The sequence below is a fragment of the Ruegeria sp. BI11 genome, assembly GCF_056538005.1.
The window spans coordinates 54,824-70,592 of record NZ_JBQFSM010000007.1; the positions used below are offsets into that span (position 1 = coordinate 54,824).

Below are 15,769 nucleotides of genomic sequence, written 5' to 3' on the forward strand. Positions count from 1 at the left end.
TTTTGGCGATGCCGGTACCTTCACCGTCCTGGACCAAGCATCGAGGCTTCTGCCGAGCGTGAGTGAATTCAATTTTGCTTGTCTCACCGCAAGGCCGCAATTGGACAGAAAACTATACCAATTGGTAAAAGCCGTGCTACACCTACCAAATGGCAGGTCGCATGACACTCCTTTGCGATCGGCCATGGAAACCCGGATGGAGATACACAATGCCTCAGAAATTCACGACAAGACGCGGCGCGTTGCGGGCGATTGCAGGTGCGAGTGCAGCCACTCTGGCGGCACCACATATTGCCAAGGCGGCAGAAGGTACGACCTGGAAAATTCAAACAAGCTGGCCCGGCGGTGCTGGGTTGCAAGTATTCAAAGACTGGTGTGCCACGATTGTCGAAAAAACCGGTGGGGAGCTGGCATTTCAACCGTTTGGTGCAAACGATGTTGTTGGTGACTTCCAACTCTATGATGCGGTTAAAAATGGTGTTCTGGACGCGGTAAACCCGTTCACCATCTATGCCCAAGGCATCATTCCGGCCGCAACCTTCCTGACGTCGATCCCGCTGGGTTTACGCAACCCGCATGAATATGATGTTTTCTACTATGGTCTTGGCGGCTTGGACATTGCCCGCGAGCTTTATGCGGCCCAAGGTCTGCACTTTGTTGGCCCAGTCCATCATGGCCCGAACATCATTCACTCTAAAGTTCCGATCCGGTCGATCGACGATTTTGCTGGGCGCAAGATGCGTTTGCCCGGTGGTATGGTCGCCGAAGTGTTTACGGCCATTGGCGCTGAAACCACGGTTCTGCCGGGGTCGGAGATTTTCCCCGCGCTGGAAAAGGGCACGATTGATGTGGCCGACTATGTTGGTCCGGCCGTAAACTACGCGCTTGGGTTCAGCCAGGTTACCGATTATATCGTCATGGGCCCTCCGGGTTTTATGTCTCTTTATCAACCGGTTGACATCATGGACATCACCGTGGGAAAGGCGGCGTGGGATAAGCTGTCGCCACAGATGCAGCAATTTGTCGAGATGGAAACTCACGTCTATTCCGACATGCATCATGCCGCGATTCAGGCAGCTGACCAGGAAGCGTGGCAAAAATTCGAGACTGACGGCACAGAAGTTACGCGCCTCACCCAAGATGATGTTGACCTGATGACTGAAGTCGCCGTTCCAATCTGGTTTGACTACGCCAATCGCGACCCGCAGGCCGCGCGGGTGTTCAAGATTCAGCTGGATTACATGCAGTCGGGATCATTGGGATATGTCGACCCGGGACTGACTCAGGGTCTGGAACTCAAGCTTTAATCTGGTCAATAAATTTGACCGCTACCCGGGGTGAAGGCCCCGGGTAGCTGTTTATCCCTGCAAAAAACGAGGACTGCTATGCCGGGGCTTGGCTTTACGCTGCCGCATTGGCTTTATTGGGTGGGGTTGATCGTATTCCCCCTTGTGGCGATGGTGCTTTCGCGCCGCCCACAGCCGACTGAAAAACGCTACTCATTACCGCTGGCCTATATGATTGCGGTGACGGGCGGTATTATCGGACTGCATCGCTTTTATCTCAAAAGCATGCTGGGATTGGTTTATCTGCCGATTTTCCTGTTTGTCCTGTTTGCCAATGGTCAGACTCAGGACGCCCGGAATGTCCTGTCAGATTATGTGAACCAGACCCGCAGCGCGGAGCGCACCATTACGCGTGAAGAAGATCGGGTAGCAGACGCCAAGGCAAACCTGGGTGAGCTTCAGGCGGCCGTCGATGCGGCGGAACAGGGATCGTTCTCGCAAAAAAGTGCAGAGCGTCGTTTGAAGCGCGCCGAAGATACGATCGAAAAGGGCGAAACTCGTCTGCAGGAAGCGCGGGCTGTGGCTGAAGAGGTTGCGCCTTTGCAGGATGAGGCGGAGCGCACATTCGCATTTTGGAGTAATGCCGCAGGATACGCATTTTATTTAATTCTGGCCCTGATCCTAATCGACATGCTGTTGCTGCCTGGGATGATCAAACGCGCCAATGCCAACCTGCCCGCGCACGAGGAAAAATCGGATGCGGAAAAGGCTTTGGAAGAGGCCGAAGCAGAAGAGGGCCCGAAACACGACAGCGAATACGCCACCAATTGGATTGACCGTCTGTCGCTGTTCTGCGGTGAATTTGTGGCCTACTGGGCCGTGATTGCCGTCTTCGTCTACTATTACGAAGTCATCGCCCGCTATGTCTTTGGCTCGCCCACTAACTGGGCGCATGAGGCGATGTACCTGATGTTCGGGATGCAGTATCTGATCGCCGGTGCCTATGCGATGTTGACGGAAAGCCACGTGCGCGTTGACATTTTCTATGCTCCGCTGTCGCGTCCGAAAAAGGCCTGGGTCGATCTGCTGACTTCGATCTTCTTCTTCATCTTTGCCGGAACCCTGTTGGTGACATCTTGGATTTTCGCCATGGATGCGCTGGCTGTGCCCGCCGGTAACTCGGTCGTGTCAGACTGGGCACGCGGCCAGATCGGGCTGGGCGAAATGCTGACAAGCCTAAGCGCCGCCCAATGGACCGACTCCAATATCCGTTGGGGTGAGATCAGCTTTAACGAATGGGAAGTACCGCTGTGGCCGATGAAGTGGGTCATGGTTATGGGCGGGCTGCTGCTGGTCCTGCAGGGTATTTCGAAGATGTCCAAGGACATCCGTGAAATCGCACGAGGAAACTAAGAGACATGGGTATCGAAATCGGAATTGAGTGGCTGACACTCATTATGTTCGGCAGCCTGCTGGCCCTGCTCATGGCGGGTTTGCCCCTGGCGTTCGTAACGGGTGGTCTTGCCTGTGTGTTTCTCTTCATTCTCGGCGACGCAAGGGCATTGAACATCGTGCCATCGCGCATCTTCCCGTTGATGACCAACTATCAATTATCGGCGATTCCGCTGTTCATCTTTATGGCGGCGATGCTGGAGAGGGCCGGGATCATCAACGATATGTTTGATGTGATCTACAAGGTTCTCGGGGGTGTCAAAGGTGGTTTGGCTTCGGCGACCATCGTTGCCTCAACGATCCTTGCCGCGATGGTGGGTGTCATTGGCGCTGCGGTTGTGACTATGGGCATCATAGCTTTGCCGGCAATGTTAAAGCGGCACTATGATCCAAAGATTGCGATGGGGTCGATTATGGCTGGCGGAACCTTGGGTATTCTGATCCCACCGTCGATCCTTGCCATCATTTATGCCGTTGTCGCCGAACAATCTGTTGGTGAGCTGTTCATCGGTGCGGTTATCCCAGGATTACTGCTGTCAGGAATGTATATCTTTTATGTTTCCGTCCGATGTTTCCTCAACCCGTCGCTTGGCCCTGCCATTCCGGTCGAGGAACGGGTGTCCAACTCCGAAAAGCTGCGTCTGGTCGGTAAAATGGCCGCACCGATCACTCTGGTCGTTGTTGTTCTGGGCATCATCTTTTCTGGTGTTGCCACGCCAGTCGAGGCCGCCGGTATCGGCACCTTTGGAGCGTTTATCGTGGCCGCAATTCACCGTAAGTTGGATTGGCCCACTATACGGGAGGCTTGCACCACGACTCTGAAGGCGTCGGCAATGGTGATCTGGATCATGTTCGGCGCTACGATCTTTGTGGGTCTGTACGTTCTGGAGGGTGGCCAGCAATTCGTACAGGACGCATTGGCCGCAACCGGTCTGGGACCCTGGGGCATTCTGATCTTGATGCAGGTCCTGCTGGTTGTTCTAGGCATGTTTCTGGATTGGGTCGGGATTCTGTTACTCTGCGTCCCGATTTTTGTGCCCATCATCAAGGCGCTTGGTGCGCAGGCTTTTGGTCTGGAAAGCCCCGAAGATCTGGTCCTGTGGTTTGGTGTACTTTATCTGGTGAATATGCAGATGAGCTTTCTGTCGCCGCCCTTCGGGTACGCGCTGTTCTATCTTCGGGGCGTGGCGCCTGATCATATCCCGATGACCGACATCTTCAAATCGGCCCTGCCGTTTCTGGCTTTGCAGGTGGTCGGCTTGCTGTTGTGTATGTTCTTCCCGCAAATCATAACTTGGCTGCCCAGATTGATTTACGGATAAGCTTTAACAGCTGAAGTCAAATCAAACGCCCTGACTTTACGTCGGGGCGTTTTTCTTTATGCTTTAAGTGCTTAGGTGGCCAAACGGGCCGTATTTGGAATGGCAGATTGCCTTTCAATCAACCGCCCTTCCAGGCGCTCGGCACGGGGTCTTTCCTGTTCCGATATCCAACGCGAAAGGGCAATGGCGGCTTTCTCACCCATCTGGGACACCGGCAAATGCACTGTAGTGATAGCGGGCACTGCAACGGCTGAGCTGGGCAGGTCGTCGATCCCGACCAGAGAGACGTCGTCGGGCACGCTGACACCTTCGGCCTGAAGACCAAACAGAACCCCCAATGCGACCACGTCTGACAGGCATAGAACGGCATCCGGGATTTGAGGCTGGCTGCAGATGCGCCTGGCACCTTCGGCCCCGCCGCGATGGCTGATCTCGGTTTCGTAGGTGGTTAGTTCTCCGGCCCAGGGTAGGGCGCGCAGCCCGGACAGGCGCGCGCGGGTTCGATCATTGTCGTGAACGGGACCGTGCACGACGGCAATGTGCCGATGCCCAAGGTCTGCAAGGTGCTTTAGGGCAAGTTGTGCCACCGCCTCATTGTCGTATCCGATCGTCGGCAGAGAGTTTTCCGCATCATGGAAGGAGGTGATGATTGTGGGCAGCATAGTCCGATCGATCAGATCGTGCAGCGTGTCGCTGTGCGTTGCGCCGGTGATGATCAGGCCTTCGGCGCCGATATCAACAAGGCTTTGCGCTTTTTCGGCTTCGATTTCGAGATCAGAGTCCGTTGTGGCAACGATAAGGGACAATTGATGTTCAGACAGCTCGCGCTCAAGTGCGGCGAGGAACCGGGCAAAGATCGCGTTGTCCAGCGTTGGTACTAAGGCTCCGACAAACCGGGTGCGACCGGAATTGATTGCTCGCGCGGCCGCGCTGGGTACGAATTTCAAGGAGTCAATGGCGGACTGAACTTTCTCGAGCGTGTCTTTCTTCACCACGCTCGGTTCATTCAGAACCCGCGACACTGTCGCCACCGAAACGCCTGCTGCCTTTGCCACGTCTCTGAGATTTGCGCGTTTTTTGGGCTCTAGGGCTTTTTGCGTCACGTTTTTTTTTCCGTTTTTTCCGGGCGTTCAAGAAAGTGTTGACATATGTAACTAGTTTCATCAACCTCTGTAACTAGTTACATTTTGGGATTCTGATAGCGCCATGCTCGGTTCTTCGGTCTTACATGCCTTTACGAATTCCGGGTTTGACAGCCCGGGTCGGCGATTTCCGGGCTTTCCGAAATCCACTGGTGCACGCACGCATATCCTGGCCCCGCGAGAGGCCGTACGGCTGGACATGTCTGTAGGGGATTTGCTGTCGATAGAAGGGGTTGGCCCGATCAAACCACTTGATCTGGTGGTGTTTGATCAGGCCGGAGAGTTCAATCTGGAAACCCTAGGATTAACGGCAAACGGTCAGGTTGCGGTTACGGACTTTGACAGCGCCCGCTTTTCAGGATGGATCGATGCGCGGGGCGGTACGGGCCATGTTCCCTGTTTCAGGTTGGATCAAACGACCGAGCCTGCGATTCTGCGCGCCCAAACACCTGTCACCGTCTGGGTGATCCGTCCGATCGAGCGTGTGGGCTTGATCGAAGGTGCAGGGGCTGGATGTGTCACAGTCCAGCACAAATCTTACGCCACGCATGACCTGCACTTGCCGCCTCTGCTGGGCGATACAAGGGATGAGTTCACCGTGCCGCGGGGCAGGGCAATTGCCTACGAATTGAAGGCTGGTGAATTCGTTCAGATCGTCGACATCGAAGGCCAGCAATGTTCAGATTTCATGGCATTGCGTGCTGATGGGTTGGATCATGGTGACGAGTGGATGATCGACTCGACCGCCACTCGCTCGATGGTGCGGCGGGCGTTTCCGGGGCCCGGGTTGCTGGACAAATTCTATGACCGTGAGATGCGGCCTTTGCTGAATGTGGTGCAAGACACGTGTGGGCGGCATGACACTTTCGGACTGGCCTGCACTGCGCGCGGGTATGAGGAGCGGGGGTTCCCGGGCCATCTGAATTGTTCCGACAATATGTCGAATGCGCTGACCCCTTATGGCGTGGGCCGGCGCGCGGCCTGGCCGGCCATCAATTTCTTTTGGAACACCTGGATCGACCCGGCAACACATCACATCCAGACCGAAGAGTCCCATTCGCGTCCCGGCGATTACGTCGCGATGCGCGCGATTGAGGATCTGGTCTGTGTCTCGACCGCCTGTCCGGATGACATTGACCCGATAAACGGGTGGAACCCGACGGATGTGCATGTGCGCATCTATCGCCCTGAAACACCGATCCGCCGCGCGGTGGCCTATCGTGAAAAGGAAGATGCCCCGATGTCGATCAGTCAGGAATCCGCGTTTCACGACCGTCTCGCGCCGCTGACTCAACATTTCGCCCCGGCGCGCGATCTGTGGGCGCCGGTCAGCTATCCGGCCCATGGCACGCTGGGGGAATACTGGGCCTGTCGTCAGGCAGTGACGGTTCAGGACATGAGCGGGCTGCGCAAATTCGACATCATCGGTCCGGATGCCGAGGCACTGCTGCAATTGGCGACCACACGTAATGTCGCCAAGCTGCCGGTTTGGCGCGGGTCGTATACCTTGATGTGTGACGACAGCGGGGCCGTCATTGATGACGGCACATTATTCCGCCTTGCGCCCGAGATTTTCCGCTGGTGCTGTGGTTCGGAAGAAAGTGGGCGCGTGTTGCAGTCGCTGGCCGATGAGCGCGGCCTGCAAGTACGTGTGCATGCCTTGCGTGGTGCCATGCCAAACCTGGCCATCCAAGGCCCGAAGTCGCGCGATCTGTTGCGCAAAATCGCCTTTACGCAACCCCATGTTCCCGCTCTGGATCACCTGAAATGGTTCGGTGTTACCGTGGCTCGCTTAGGCGACCGCGAAGGCGCGCCGTTCATGCTGTCGCGTTCGGGCTATACCGGGGAATTGGGGTATGAAGTTTTCTGCTCCAAATCCGATGCCGTAGCGATTTGGGACGCGGTGATGGAGGCGGGCGAGGAATTCGGGATCACTCCGATGGGTTCGGCCGCGCTGGACATCATTCGAATTGAGGCTGGCCTGGCCGCCGCAAACGCCGAATTCGCCCCGGGCGTCGATGCGTTCGAAGCGGGGCTTGGTTTTGCTGTCGACCTAAACAAATCTGATTTCATCGGCAAGGCGGCCCTGGAACGCAATGCGCGCGATCCGCGCCGGGTGCTCAAGGGTTTGCTGATTGGCTGCGATGATGTGCCCGCCCACGGTGCCCCCGTCTTTGCAGGCGAGCGACAGGTGGGTGTGGTCACCTCAGCCACACGATCGCCAATTTTGGAACACGCCATCGCTATGGCGCGGCTGTCAGTCGAACGCGCGGAGAACGGCACCAGCCTTGAGATCGGCCAGCTTGACGGACGTATGAAGCGCCTAGGAGCAACTGTCTCGGACATTCCATTCATAGACCCGCAACGCAAGCGGGCGCGCGCCTGATGGCGCATGCAACTCAACGCAACGGGAGAAGACACATGAAGAAACTCGCATTCACGGCAACTCTGGCGCTGACCTTAGGCGCAACAACAGCGATGGCGCAGGAAAAGGTCATGGTAGGTGAGCCCAGCTGGCCGGGTGCCAAGATCATGAGCCGGGTGATCGGGCAGGTCATCGAAACCCGTTTGGGCGGCGAGGTCGGTTATGCCCCCGGCGCCAACGCGGTGATCTTTGCCGCGATGGATGGTGGGCGGGGTGATATCGACGTACACCCGGACGTCTGGCTGCCGAACCAGTCTTCGTTCACCGATGAGTATGTTGATCAGAAGGGTACAGTTGGACTGTCTTCGGGCAGCTACGAAGGCCGCGCTGGTATCTGCGTGCCGAACTACATGGTCGAGGACCACAACATTAAATCCATCTATGATCTGGCCACCCCAATGGCGCAGGAGCTGTTCGATTCAGATGGTGACGGGCTGGGTGAGGTCTGGGTTGGCGCGTCCGGTTGGGCGTCGACCAACACGTTCAAGGTGCGGGTGCGGGACTACGGCATCGAAACCTTCCTGACACCCACCACCGAAGACGAAACCGTGTTTTATTCGCGTCTGAAGGATCAGATCGACCAGCAGAAAGGGGCCGCGTTTTACTGCTATGCGCCGCATTATGTGCATGCCCTCTATGACGTGACCATTCTGGAAGAGCCTGAACATGACGCGGCCACCTATAAGATGGTGCAGCCGGATCAGGATGCCGACTGGTACAATAAGTCTCACGTCAGCACCGGCGAGCCAGTCAAAACCGTGACCGTGGCGCATTCCAAGTCTTTGGAACAGCGCAATCCGGCGGCTGCCTCTTTCCTGGCCAATATCGACATGGACGCAGCCCAGCTTAGCGGATTGACCTATGAGGTCGTGGTCAAGGGCCGCGAGATTGACGAGGTCGTAGCCGAATGGATCGCCGGCAATGGCGATACCGTCGATGGTTGGCTTGGTCTGAAAACAAACTAAAGCCGTTGCGCCCCCGGTGTTTCGGGGGCGCCTTTCAACACTCTCAACAGCGGTGGGGCCAGTATGACAGCGGATATCGCAATTGACGCAAAAGGCGTGTGGAAAGTGTTCGGCGCGCGCTCGCAGGAGGCTTTGAAAGCCATCCACAGCGAAGGGCTGAGCAAGGCCGAAGTACTGGACCGGTTCAACTGTGTTGTTGGTGTGGCCGATGCCAGTTTCGAGATTGAGCGCGGGGAACTGTTCTGCGTTATGGGTCTGTCGGGCTCTGGCAAGTCGACCCTTGTGCGTCATGTGAACCGACTGCTCGAGCCAACGGATGGCCATATCTATCTGGATGGCGATGACGTAATGGGCCTGAATGACGAAGGGTTGCGAGACTTGCGCAACCGGCGTGTTGCCATGGTGTTCCAGAACTTCGGCCTGATGCCCCATCGCACCGTGCGCGATAACGTGGCGATGCCGCTGGAAATACGTGGCACCGGCAAGGCCCGCCGCTGGGAAGAGGCGGACCGGGTTTTGGAACTGGTCGAGCTGAACGGTTGGGAAGACAAATACGCCCATGAGCTTTCGGGCGGTATGCAGCAGCGTGTGGGTCTTGCCCGCGCCATCGCCGCCGATCCGGAAATCCTGTTGATGGACGAGCCATTCTCGGCCCTTGACCCGCTGATCCGCAAACAGTTGCAGGATCAGTTCATGGACCTCAGCCACAAGCTGAATAAAACGACGATGTTCATCACCCACGATCTGGACGAGGCCATTCGCATCGGACACCGCATCGCCATTATGAAAGACGGGCGCATCGTGCAGATTGGCACGCCAGAGGAGATCATTCTGAACCCAGCCGACGACTATGTCGCAGATTTTGTTGCCGGAATCTCAAAGCTCAACATGATCTTCGCCCATGCGGTGATGAAGCCAGTGGATGAGTATCAGGCGCATCACGGCGAGGTGCCCGATGACGCGAAAGAGGCACATCCGGATATGGATCTGTCCGATCTGATGACGCTGTGCGTTGACGGGCATGGCGTGGTGGCGGTGACGCAGAACGGCAAGACAGTGGGCGTGATCAACCGCGCGGGTCTGATCCGCGCCATTCAGGACAGCCAGGCATAAGGGGACTGATATGAAACATGTTGATGTGCAACAGATCCAACCGGAAACCGCTGACCGGCTGAACGGGTTGATAGCCGATTTCGTAGGGCAGGGGCAGGGTTACTATCAGAAAACCTTTGCCTATATGATGCAGGCACCCGGCTATCGGTTCACTCTGAACAAGGCTGCGGCGCTCCTGGGGCCGATCTGGTTCGGTGCGCGTGGGCTGTGGTCGTGGTTTCTGGGCTTTCTGGTGCTGGAAACGCTAGCCTATATCCAAATCGGTCTGGGGTTGTTCGGTGACCTTGGGCGGGAATTCCGTGAGCGCGCGGCCCAGATCGAACAGACGCTGGAACTGCGCCGCCAACAGATTGCCGCCGCCGAACAATCCGGTTCTGCCACGCTGGAGTCACTGAAACGTGCTGCGGAATCGCTTGAGGGTGCTTTGGTCGGCGCGCAAGAAGCCGCGCGCAGCGCAGATTCCACCGGCGTTACTTACTTGGTGGTGGGGATTGTCCTGCTGCTGGCGGTTAAGTTTTTGGCCGCATCGCTGGCCAACTGGACGCTTGAAGGACAGTTTGCGCGCTGGCGCTCAGACACCAGTGTTGCAAATGGCTGGTCGACCTCCCGGATGGTCGTGGCCACTGCGTTGACCGGCGTTGTCGTCGTACTCTCAATGATTAAATTTGCGCAGCCCGATGCCTTTGCGGTGCTGAAAACCTTCCCGACCAATCGCGACTGGCGGTTGAATGTGGGCGACGGGGTACAGGCGGTCTTTGAATGGACCAAGACTGCAGGGCGCGGTTTCTTTGACGGGTTGACCTATGGCATGCGGACCCTGCTGGACTGGATCGAGGTGGTGCTGGTCGACACACCCTGGCCCGTGGTGGCTCTGGTGATCGTTATGCTGGCTTACCTGTCGGCAGGAGCACGTGTCGCGATCTTCACTGGTGCGGCGCTGGCCTATCTTGGGCTGCTGGATTTCTGGGAAAAGGCCATGACCACAATTGCCCTGCTGGGCGCGGCGGCGCTGATTTCGATCACGCTAGGCATCCCGCTGGGCATCTACTGCGCCCGTCGCCCGCGTGCCTTTGCCATCGTGAGACCCATTCTGGACTTCATGCAGTCAATGCCGTCCTTCGTCTATCTGATTCCGGTGGTGGCCTTCATCGGATCAGGCAAACCAGCCGGCGTCGTGGCCACCATGATTTTCGGCAGCCCGCCGGTGATCCGTTTTACCGTTCTGGGCTTGCAACAGGTGCCGGAAACGGTGCGCGAGGCTGCGCTCGCCTTTGGGGCCACGCCGCGATACTTGCTGTGGCGAGTTGATTTGCCTTTGGCGCATAAGACCATCATGGCAGGCGTAAACCAGACCATCCTGATGTCGCTGGCCATGGTAGTTGTTGCTTCGCTGATCGGCGCCAAGGGTCTGGGGGAGGACGTGTTGGAAGCGCTGCAATATGCGGCCGCAGGTCAAGGCATTCTGGCCGGTTTGGCGATCCTGTTCTGCGCGCTCATCCTGGATCGGATCGTGGCCGGTAAGAAGTAGAGCCTTCCGATTTGTCGTGGCGCGCGGGATGATATCTCGCGCGCCCACTTTTTGGGCTTTTCGACTGGACGGCTTGAGCTTTTAAGACCAGCGTTCGATCAGGCGCATGACCCACACCAGCACGATGCCGTATAGCACGTGTCCAACCAGCGCGACCCAGGTTATGCCGGTGAAATTCAGGAAGAACGGCAACCCGGCAATGGCTGTGATACCGCCGATCGCGAAAACCCAAAGCCCAAAGCCGTAGACCGCGGAGCCCAAAAAGATGTGGCGGCCTTTGAAAACTGTCGTCCAGAGCGGGTTGAAGACGTAGAGCCAGCCGATTGGGTATCCGATCAGGCCAACCAGATAGAAATGAACGAAATACCCGGCGAAATCGCCGTTGGGCAGGCCGAAAGTGCCCAACAGGCTACGCGCCAGCCCGTGCGGAGAAAGATTGGCAAACCCCAAAGCCGGGCTGATCATTTGCCCCCACAGGTCAAACGCATTGGATGCGAAGAAACCTGAAATGAACATCATTCCCACGAGCGGGATGTTGAAACGCGGGAAAAGACCCGCCGAAGAGTGTGCGCTTTCTGACATCGCCATGGGGTGACCTTTCATTTAGTTTGCGTTGCTTTGTGCCTCTTAGATTGTGAAGCGACCGTTGAATTCAACGCATTGAAAGAGCTTTCACGCACAGGTGACAAAGCGCGGGATTCTGAAACATTCGTAATCGGATGGCCAGCAAACTACCGCGCGCGGTACGCCTTAGCAGCGAGATTTCATTACATCGACGGCCGCATCGAATGCCTGCACATCTTGTTCGGCGCGGGCGGTCAAAAGCGCGCCTTCCAGTACGGCCAGGGTGGCGCGCGCCTCGGCTGCGGGGTTGGTCACGCCTGCGATCGACTTGTCCCGCTGGCCCAGTTTAAAGATCGCTTCGATCCGCCCGACCATCATCGAACGGAAGGCCTTGATCTTTTCAATGACTTCGTCTGACAGGCTTTCCAGGCTGCTGATCAGCGAAACGCACAGGCACAGGGTTTTGCCATCGTTGAGCGCATTCCGGTAAAGCTGGATCAAGGCCAGCAAACGCTGTGATCCGGTATCACACGCGGCCTCGGCTTTCTGGCATTCGGCCTCAAACACCGAGTGGTAGCGGTCCATCAACGCGGCGGACAGGACTGCCTTGGTGGGAAAGTGATAATGGATCGAGGCTTTGCGAATACCCACCGCATCAGCCAGATCGGCATAGCTGAACCCGTCGAACCCGCGCGCACGAGCGGCGTGTTCGGCAACATCCAGCAAAGCGGTTTTGGTATCGGTCGCCATCTGCGTTCAATCCCTTTCCGAGTCAGCCAAAGGCAGGGGTGTTCCCCTGCCTTCAACACCTTCAGTGCTGTACCGGCCCTCCCCGCAAAATGCCAGAGGAATTGAGCGCCCTGCGCTAGACCGCCGGGGCTTGCGCAAACAGCAAATGCCCGGTTTTCATCCAGATTTTTGCCCCGTTGGGCCCTGCAACGGCCGACAGGGGCTGACCTTCGGGCAAGCGCAGCCAACCGTCTTTATTCAGAACGTCACCACCGGTTGTGATGGATCCGTCAATTACCAAAAGCTCAATGCCGCCAGCGGCGTAAGAATTGAACACTGCACCCGGATCAAGGTGGTTGTAGGTGACAATCTCCCGGTCATCCCTGTGCAGGGTGGCAGAGGCCACGCCATTTACAGGGGCGGCCAATTCATCCGTCATGGTTTTGCGAAATTGGGTACGGTCATCCATATCGAACTGCCAGAGCTTGACGAATATGGTGCAGCCGGGTTCCGAGCCAGGTGTATGCGTCGAGGTCGGAGGATTGCGCACATAGGTTCCAGCGGGGAAATCGCCGTGCTCGTCCTGAAACACGCCATCGAGAACGATGAATTCCTCACCACCCGTGTGCGTGTGAGCTGAGAATTTGCTGCCCGGTGCGTAACGTACGATGGTGGTGGCGCGGGCGACCTCTCCACCGATCCGGTCCAGCATACGCCGGTCCACACCCTTCATGGGCGAGGCCTGCCACTCAAGCTGATCAGAGTGAACGACGACACGGGAAGAAAAGTCCGAGTTGAGTTCCATTGACAGAATTCCTTTCGACTTCAGTGGCAGGGGCCAATTTAGGCAGCGATGGACGGGCGCGCTGCCATTTTTGCACGCCATGCCTTTAGATGGGTCAGGTTTTCTGGGATGTCGACCTTGGCGAAGTCGGCAAAGGCCAACCCGGCGAAGGCCGTGATGTCTGCCATCGAGAAAGTGTCGCCAGCCAGATATTCATTCTCGGCCAAAACTGAATCCAGATAAGTCATGGTTTGCCCAGCCACTTCTTTCTGTTTCTGACCCCATTCGGCGCATTGATAGGTTTCAAGATCCGGTCCCAGACCCGGGGTCGCATGATGGAAGTAAGTTCCGACCGCGTTAAGCAAACCGTTTTCCGCCCGCAGGTTCATCATCGAGATTTGCGCGCGTTCCTTCGCAGTTTCCCCAGTCAGCGACGGGCCGTCGAATGTCGCATCAATATATTCGGTGATCGCGTTGCACTGCGCGATATGTGTTCCATCGGGAAGCTCCAGGCAGGGAACTGCGGCGTCAGGGTTTTTGGCTTTGAACTCAGGGGTGCGGTGCTCGCCGCCCATCACGTCCACTGGGATGAATTCAACTTTGTCCGAGGCACCTTTTTCAGCCAGCGCAATGCGGATGCGGGTCGGGTTAGGAAACCCTTCGACGTCGTGGATTTTCATAGGTGTGATTCCTTTGATGGTGTTGTTGATGTAAACTACCTATCAATAGGTAGGTAAAATTGCAACCGTGATTTTGTCTTTCTTCTAGTGACTCGCAGTGCCGCGTCAGAGGTTGCTTTCAAGCCCCTCGCAGCTGCTTCACTAGATGGTCGATGAGTGCACGTATCCGCGCGGTCAGGTGTCGGTTTTGGGGGTAAGCAGCATAGAGTCCCACCGAAACCGCCTCTTGCGCTTCAAACAGCAGCTGCAAGCGTCCCGAATCCAGAAAGGGCCGCGCTGTGTACAGAGGAAAGCGCCCGATCCCCAACCCATCCGCTGCCATATGCGCCACGGCGCGCGGAGAATTTGCGCGGAAATTTCCGGAAACCGGAACCGAGTATTCTCCGTTCGCCCCTTTGAAGGCCCAATGGTCAACCGTGTTGCCTGTGGTCTGCAGCAGGCAATTGTGGGTGGATAACGCGGCGGGCTCTTGCGGGGTGCCGTATTGCGCTAGGTAGTCAGGCGACACGCAGCAGACGATCCGCATATCCGTCAATTTGCGCGCCACAAGGTTCGAATCCTTCAAGGCGCCGAACCGAATGGCAAGATCATATCCCTCTTCGACCATCGAGACGTGATGATCGGAAAGGTGCAGTTCGATCGAAACCTTCGGATGTTCGGACTGGAATGGTTTCAACAAATAGATCAGTTCGGCCGACCCGAAACCGGTTGGCGCGGTGATCCGTATGCGTCCGGCCAGCTCGGTCTGGCGTTGTTGGACCAGTCCCTCCAACTCATCGAACTGCTCCAACAGGGGCAGGCAGCGTTCGTAGTAGGCTCGTCCGGTGTCGGTCAGGGTAACGCTGCGGGTGGTGCGGTTGAACAGTTGCGCGTTCAGGCGATCTTCAAGCTGGCCGACATATTTGCTGGCCAGTTTGGTGCTGATGCCGATCTGTTTTGCGCCTTCGGTGAATGACGAATGTGCCGCCACCGCTGCAAAGGCTCGCATGCCCTGAACTGTGTCCATTGTCTACATAGCGTTCATAGTTATTCACCAGATGGATACATTATCGCCCCCTGAAAAGCAAACTAGGTTAGTGCACAGACGCTGACCCTCAGCCGAACCCATCAATCAAAGAAAGAGCTATCAGATGTCCAACGCGATCCGAATTCACAGCTTCCCCCTGTCTGGCCACGCCCATCGTGCCTGCTTGTTTGCAAGCCTTGCCGGTATCAATCATGAGGTCATTGATGTGGACCTGGCGGGCGGTGAACACAAGCGCGAGCCGTTTCTGACGATAAACCCTGCGGGTCAGGTGCCGGTTCTTGAGGACGGCGATGTAATTGTCAGCGACAGCAATGCCATTCTGGTCTATCTGGCCCGTAAATACGCGCCGTCCTACCTGCCGACAGACCCGGTGCGCGAGGCCGAGGTGCAGAAATTCCTAACCCTCGCCGCGGGTGAGATTGCCTTTGGCCCCGCCGCAGCGCGCCTGATCAACGTCTTCAATGCGCCGCTGGACAAGGATTTCACACACGCCACTGCAGCCAAGGTTCTGACCAAGCTGGACGCCCATCTCGAAGGCCGCGAGTGGCTGGTTGGGGATGCCCCGACCATCGCGGATGTCGCCATCTACAGCTATACCGCACACGCGCCCGAAGGTGACGTTTCGCTGGAGCCTTACACAAACGTGCGCCGCCTGCTGGCCAATATCGAGGCGCTGGACGGCTTTGTCCCAATGCCCCGCACCGCGGTTGGCCTGAACGCGGCTTAACTCGCCCACCGGCCAGCTGCGAACA

The 15,769-nt window shown here is 57.1% G+C and carries 14 protein-coding genes; 8 read left to right on the top strand and 6 right to left on the bottom strand.

Translation table 11 applies throughout. The features are described from left to right. Nucleotides 1–209 precede the first annotated feature (209 nt). The 3 genes from dctP to ACR0DT_RS15620 all read left to right on the top strand — a co-directional run bounded on the left by dctP (nt 210) and on the right by ACR0DT_RS15620 (nt 4,060). A complete protein-coding gene (gene dctP, locus ACR0DT_RS15610; protein ID WP_480711642.1) occupies nt 210–1,307 on the top strand; it encodes a TRAP transporter substrate-binding protein DctP in 1,098 nt (365 codons plus the stop codon). Between the two features lie 78 nt (nt 1,308–1,385). Continuing rightward, entirely contained in the window at nt 1,386–2,699 is a 1,314-nt protein-coding gene (locus ACR0DT_RS15615) for a TRAP transporter small permease subunit (protein ID WP_480711643.1), read from the top strand. A gap of 5 nt (nt 2,700–2,704) precedes the next feature. Further along, a complete protein-coding gene (locus tag ACR0DT_RS15620) occupies nt 2,705–4,060 on the top strand; it encodes a TRAP transporter large permease (RefSeq protein ID WP_480711644.1) in 1,356 nt (451 codons plus the stop codon). Between the two features lie 71 nt (nt 4,061–4,131). Here ACR0DT_RS15620 and ACR0DT_RS15625 read toward each other — a convergent pair whose 3' ends face one another. Continuing rightward, nucleotides 4,132–5,163, bottom strand: a complete 1,032-nt coding sequence (locus ACR0DT_RS15625) for a LacI family DNA-binding transcriptional regulator (protein WP_480711645.1) — start codon at nt 5,161–5,163, stop codon at nt 4,132–4,134. 103 nt (nt 5,164–5,266) lie between these two features. Between ACR0DT_RS15625 and ACR0DT_RS15630 the strand changes: the two genes are divergently transcribed. The 4 genes from ACR0DT_RS15630 (at nt 5,267) to ACR0DT_RS15645 (ending at nt 11,233) form a co-directional block, all read left to right on the top strand. Next, nucleotides 5,267–7,588, top strand: coding sequence for a DUF1989 domain-containing protein (locus tag ACR0DT_RS15630; protein WP_480711646.1), 2,322 nt, complete (start codon nt 5,267–5,269; stop codon nt 7,586–7,588). Between the two features lie 35 nt (nt 7,589–7,623). After that, on the top strand, nt 7,624–8,592 hold the full coding sequence (locus tag ACR0DT_RS15635; RefSeq protein ID WP_480711647.1) for an ABC transporter substrate-binding protein: 969 nt from the start codon (nt 7,624–7,626) through the stop codon (nt 8,590–8,592). Nucleotides 8,593–8,655: 63 nt separating this feature from the next. Next, entirely contained in the window at nt 8,656–9,705 is a 1,050-nt protein-coding gene (locus tag ACR0DT_RS15640) for a quaternary amine ABC transporter ATP-binding protein (RefSeq protein WP_480711648.1), read from the top strand. A 10-nt stretch (nt 9,706–9,715) separates the two neighbouring features. After that, on the top strand, nt 9,716–11,233 hold the full coding sequence (locus tag ACR0DT_RS15645) for an ABC transporter permease (protein ID WP_480711649.1): 1,518 nt from the start codon (nt 9,716–9,718) through the stop codon (nt 11,231–11,233). Between the two features lie 81 nt (nt 11,234–11,314). Here ACR0DT_RS15645 and ACR0DT_RS15650 read toward each other — a convergent pair whose 3' ends face one another. The 5 genes from ACR0DT_RS15650 to ACR0DT_RS15670 all read right to left on the bottom strand — a co-directional run bounded on the left by ACR0DT_RS15650 (nt 11,315) and on the right by ACR0DT_RS15670 (nt 14,996). Further along, nucleotides 11,315–11,836 carry a hypothetical protein gene (locus tag ACR0DT_RS15650; RefSeq protein WP_480711650.1) on the bottom strand — a complete coding sequence of 174 codons (522 nt, stop codon included), beginning with the start codon at nt 11,834–11,836 and terminating at the stop codon, nt 11,315–11,317. 147 nt (nt 11,837–11,983) lie between these two features. Next, the gene (locus ACR0DT_RS15655; RefSeq protein ID WP_480711651.1) at nt 11,984–12,547 is read right to left on the bottom strand and encodes a TetR/AcrR family transcriptional regulator; all 564 of its coding nucleotides are present in this window, start codon (nt 12,545–12,547) and stop codon (nt 11,984–11,986) included. Nucleotides 12,548–12,662: 115 nt separating this feature from the next. Continuing rightward, the gene (locus tag ACR0DT_RS15660) at nt 12,663–13,331 is read right to left on the bottom strand and encodes a cupin domain-containing protein (protein WP_480711652.1); all 669 of its coding nucleotides are present in this window, start codon (nt 13,329–13,331) and stop codon (nt 12,663–12,665) included. A 38-nt stretch (nt 13,332–13,369) separates the two neighbouring features. Then, nucleotides 13,370–13,990, bottom strand: coding sequence for a glutathione S-transferase family protein (locus ACR0DT_RS15665; protein WP_480711653.1), 621 nt, complete (start codon nt 13,988–13,990; stop codon nt 13,370–13,372). 118 nt (nt 13,991–14,108) lie between these two features. Further along, nucleotides 14,109–14,996, bottom strand: coding sequence for a LysR family transcriptional regulator (locus ACR0DT_RS15670; RefSeq protein ID WP_480711654.1), 888 nt, complete (start codon nt 14,994–14,996; stop codon nt 14,109–14,111). A 124-nt stretch (nt 14,997–15,120) separates the two neighbouring features. Here ACR0DT_RS15670 and ACR0DT_RS15675 point away from each other — a divergent pair, with 124 nt between their 5' ends. Further along, nucleotides 15,121–15,744: a glutathione S-transferase family protein gene (locus ACR0DT_RS15675; protein WP_480711655.1), complete on the top strand. Its 624-nt coding sequence runs from the start codon at nt 15,121–15,123 to the stop codon at nt 15,742–15,744. The last annotated feature ends 25 nt before the right edge of the window (nt 15,745–15,769 follow it).

Coding starts and splice junctions, on each gene's coding strand:
- ACR0DT_RS15670 (WP_480711654.1), bottom strand. CDS start 14,996: ATGGACACAGTTCAGGGCATGCGAGCCTTTGCAGCGGTGGCGGCACAT.
- ACR0DT_RS15660 (WP_480711652.1), bottom strand. CDS start 13,331: ATGGAACTCAACTCGGACTTTTCTTCCCGTGTCGTCGTTCACTCTGAT.
- ACR0DT_RS15665 (WP_480711653.1), bottom strand. CDS start 13,990: ATGAAAATCCACGACGTCGAAGGGTTTCCTAACCCGACCCGCATCCGC.
- ACR0DT_RS15640 (WP_480711648.1), top strand. CDS start 8,656: ATGACAGCGGATATCGCAATTGACGCAAAAGGCGTGTGGAAAGTGTTC.
- ACR0DT_RS15675 (WP_480711655.1), top strand. CDS start 15,121: ATGTCCAACGCGATCCGAATTCACAGCTTCCCCCTGTCTGGCCACGCC.
- ACR0DT_RS15635 (WP_480711647.1), top strand. CDS start 7,624: ATGAAGAAACTCGCATTCACGGCAACTCTGGCGCTGACCTTAGGCGCA.
- dctP (WP_480711642.1), top strand. CDS start 210: ATGCCTCAGAAATTCACGACAAGACGCGGCGCGTTGCGGGCGATTGCA.
- ACR0DT_RS15655 (WP_480711651.1), bottom strand. CDS start 12,547: ATGGCGACCGATACCAAAACCGCTTTGCTGGATGTTGCCGAACACGCC.
- ACR0DT_RS15615 (WP_480711643.1), top strand. CDS start 1,386: ATGCCGGGGCTTGGCTTTACGCTGCCGCATTGGCTTTATTGGGTGGGG.
- ACR0DT_RS15620 (WP_480711644.1), top strand. CDS start 2,705: ATGGGTATCGAAATCGGAATTGAGTGGCTGACACTCATTATGTTCGGC.
- ACR0DT_RS15650 (WP_480711650.1), bottom strand. CDS start 11,836: ATGAAAGGTCACCCCATGGCGATGTCAGAAAGCGCACACTCTTCGGCG.
- ACR0DT_RS15630 (WP_480711646.1), top strand. CDS start 5,267: ATGCTCGGTTCTTCGGTCTTACATGCCTTTACGAATTCCGGGTTTGAC.
- ACR0DT_RS15645 (WP_480711649.1), top strand. CDS start 9,716: ATGAAACATGTTGATGTGCAACAGATCCAACCGGAAACCGCTGACCGG.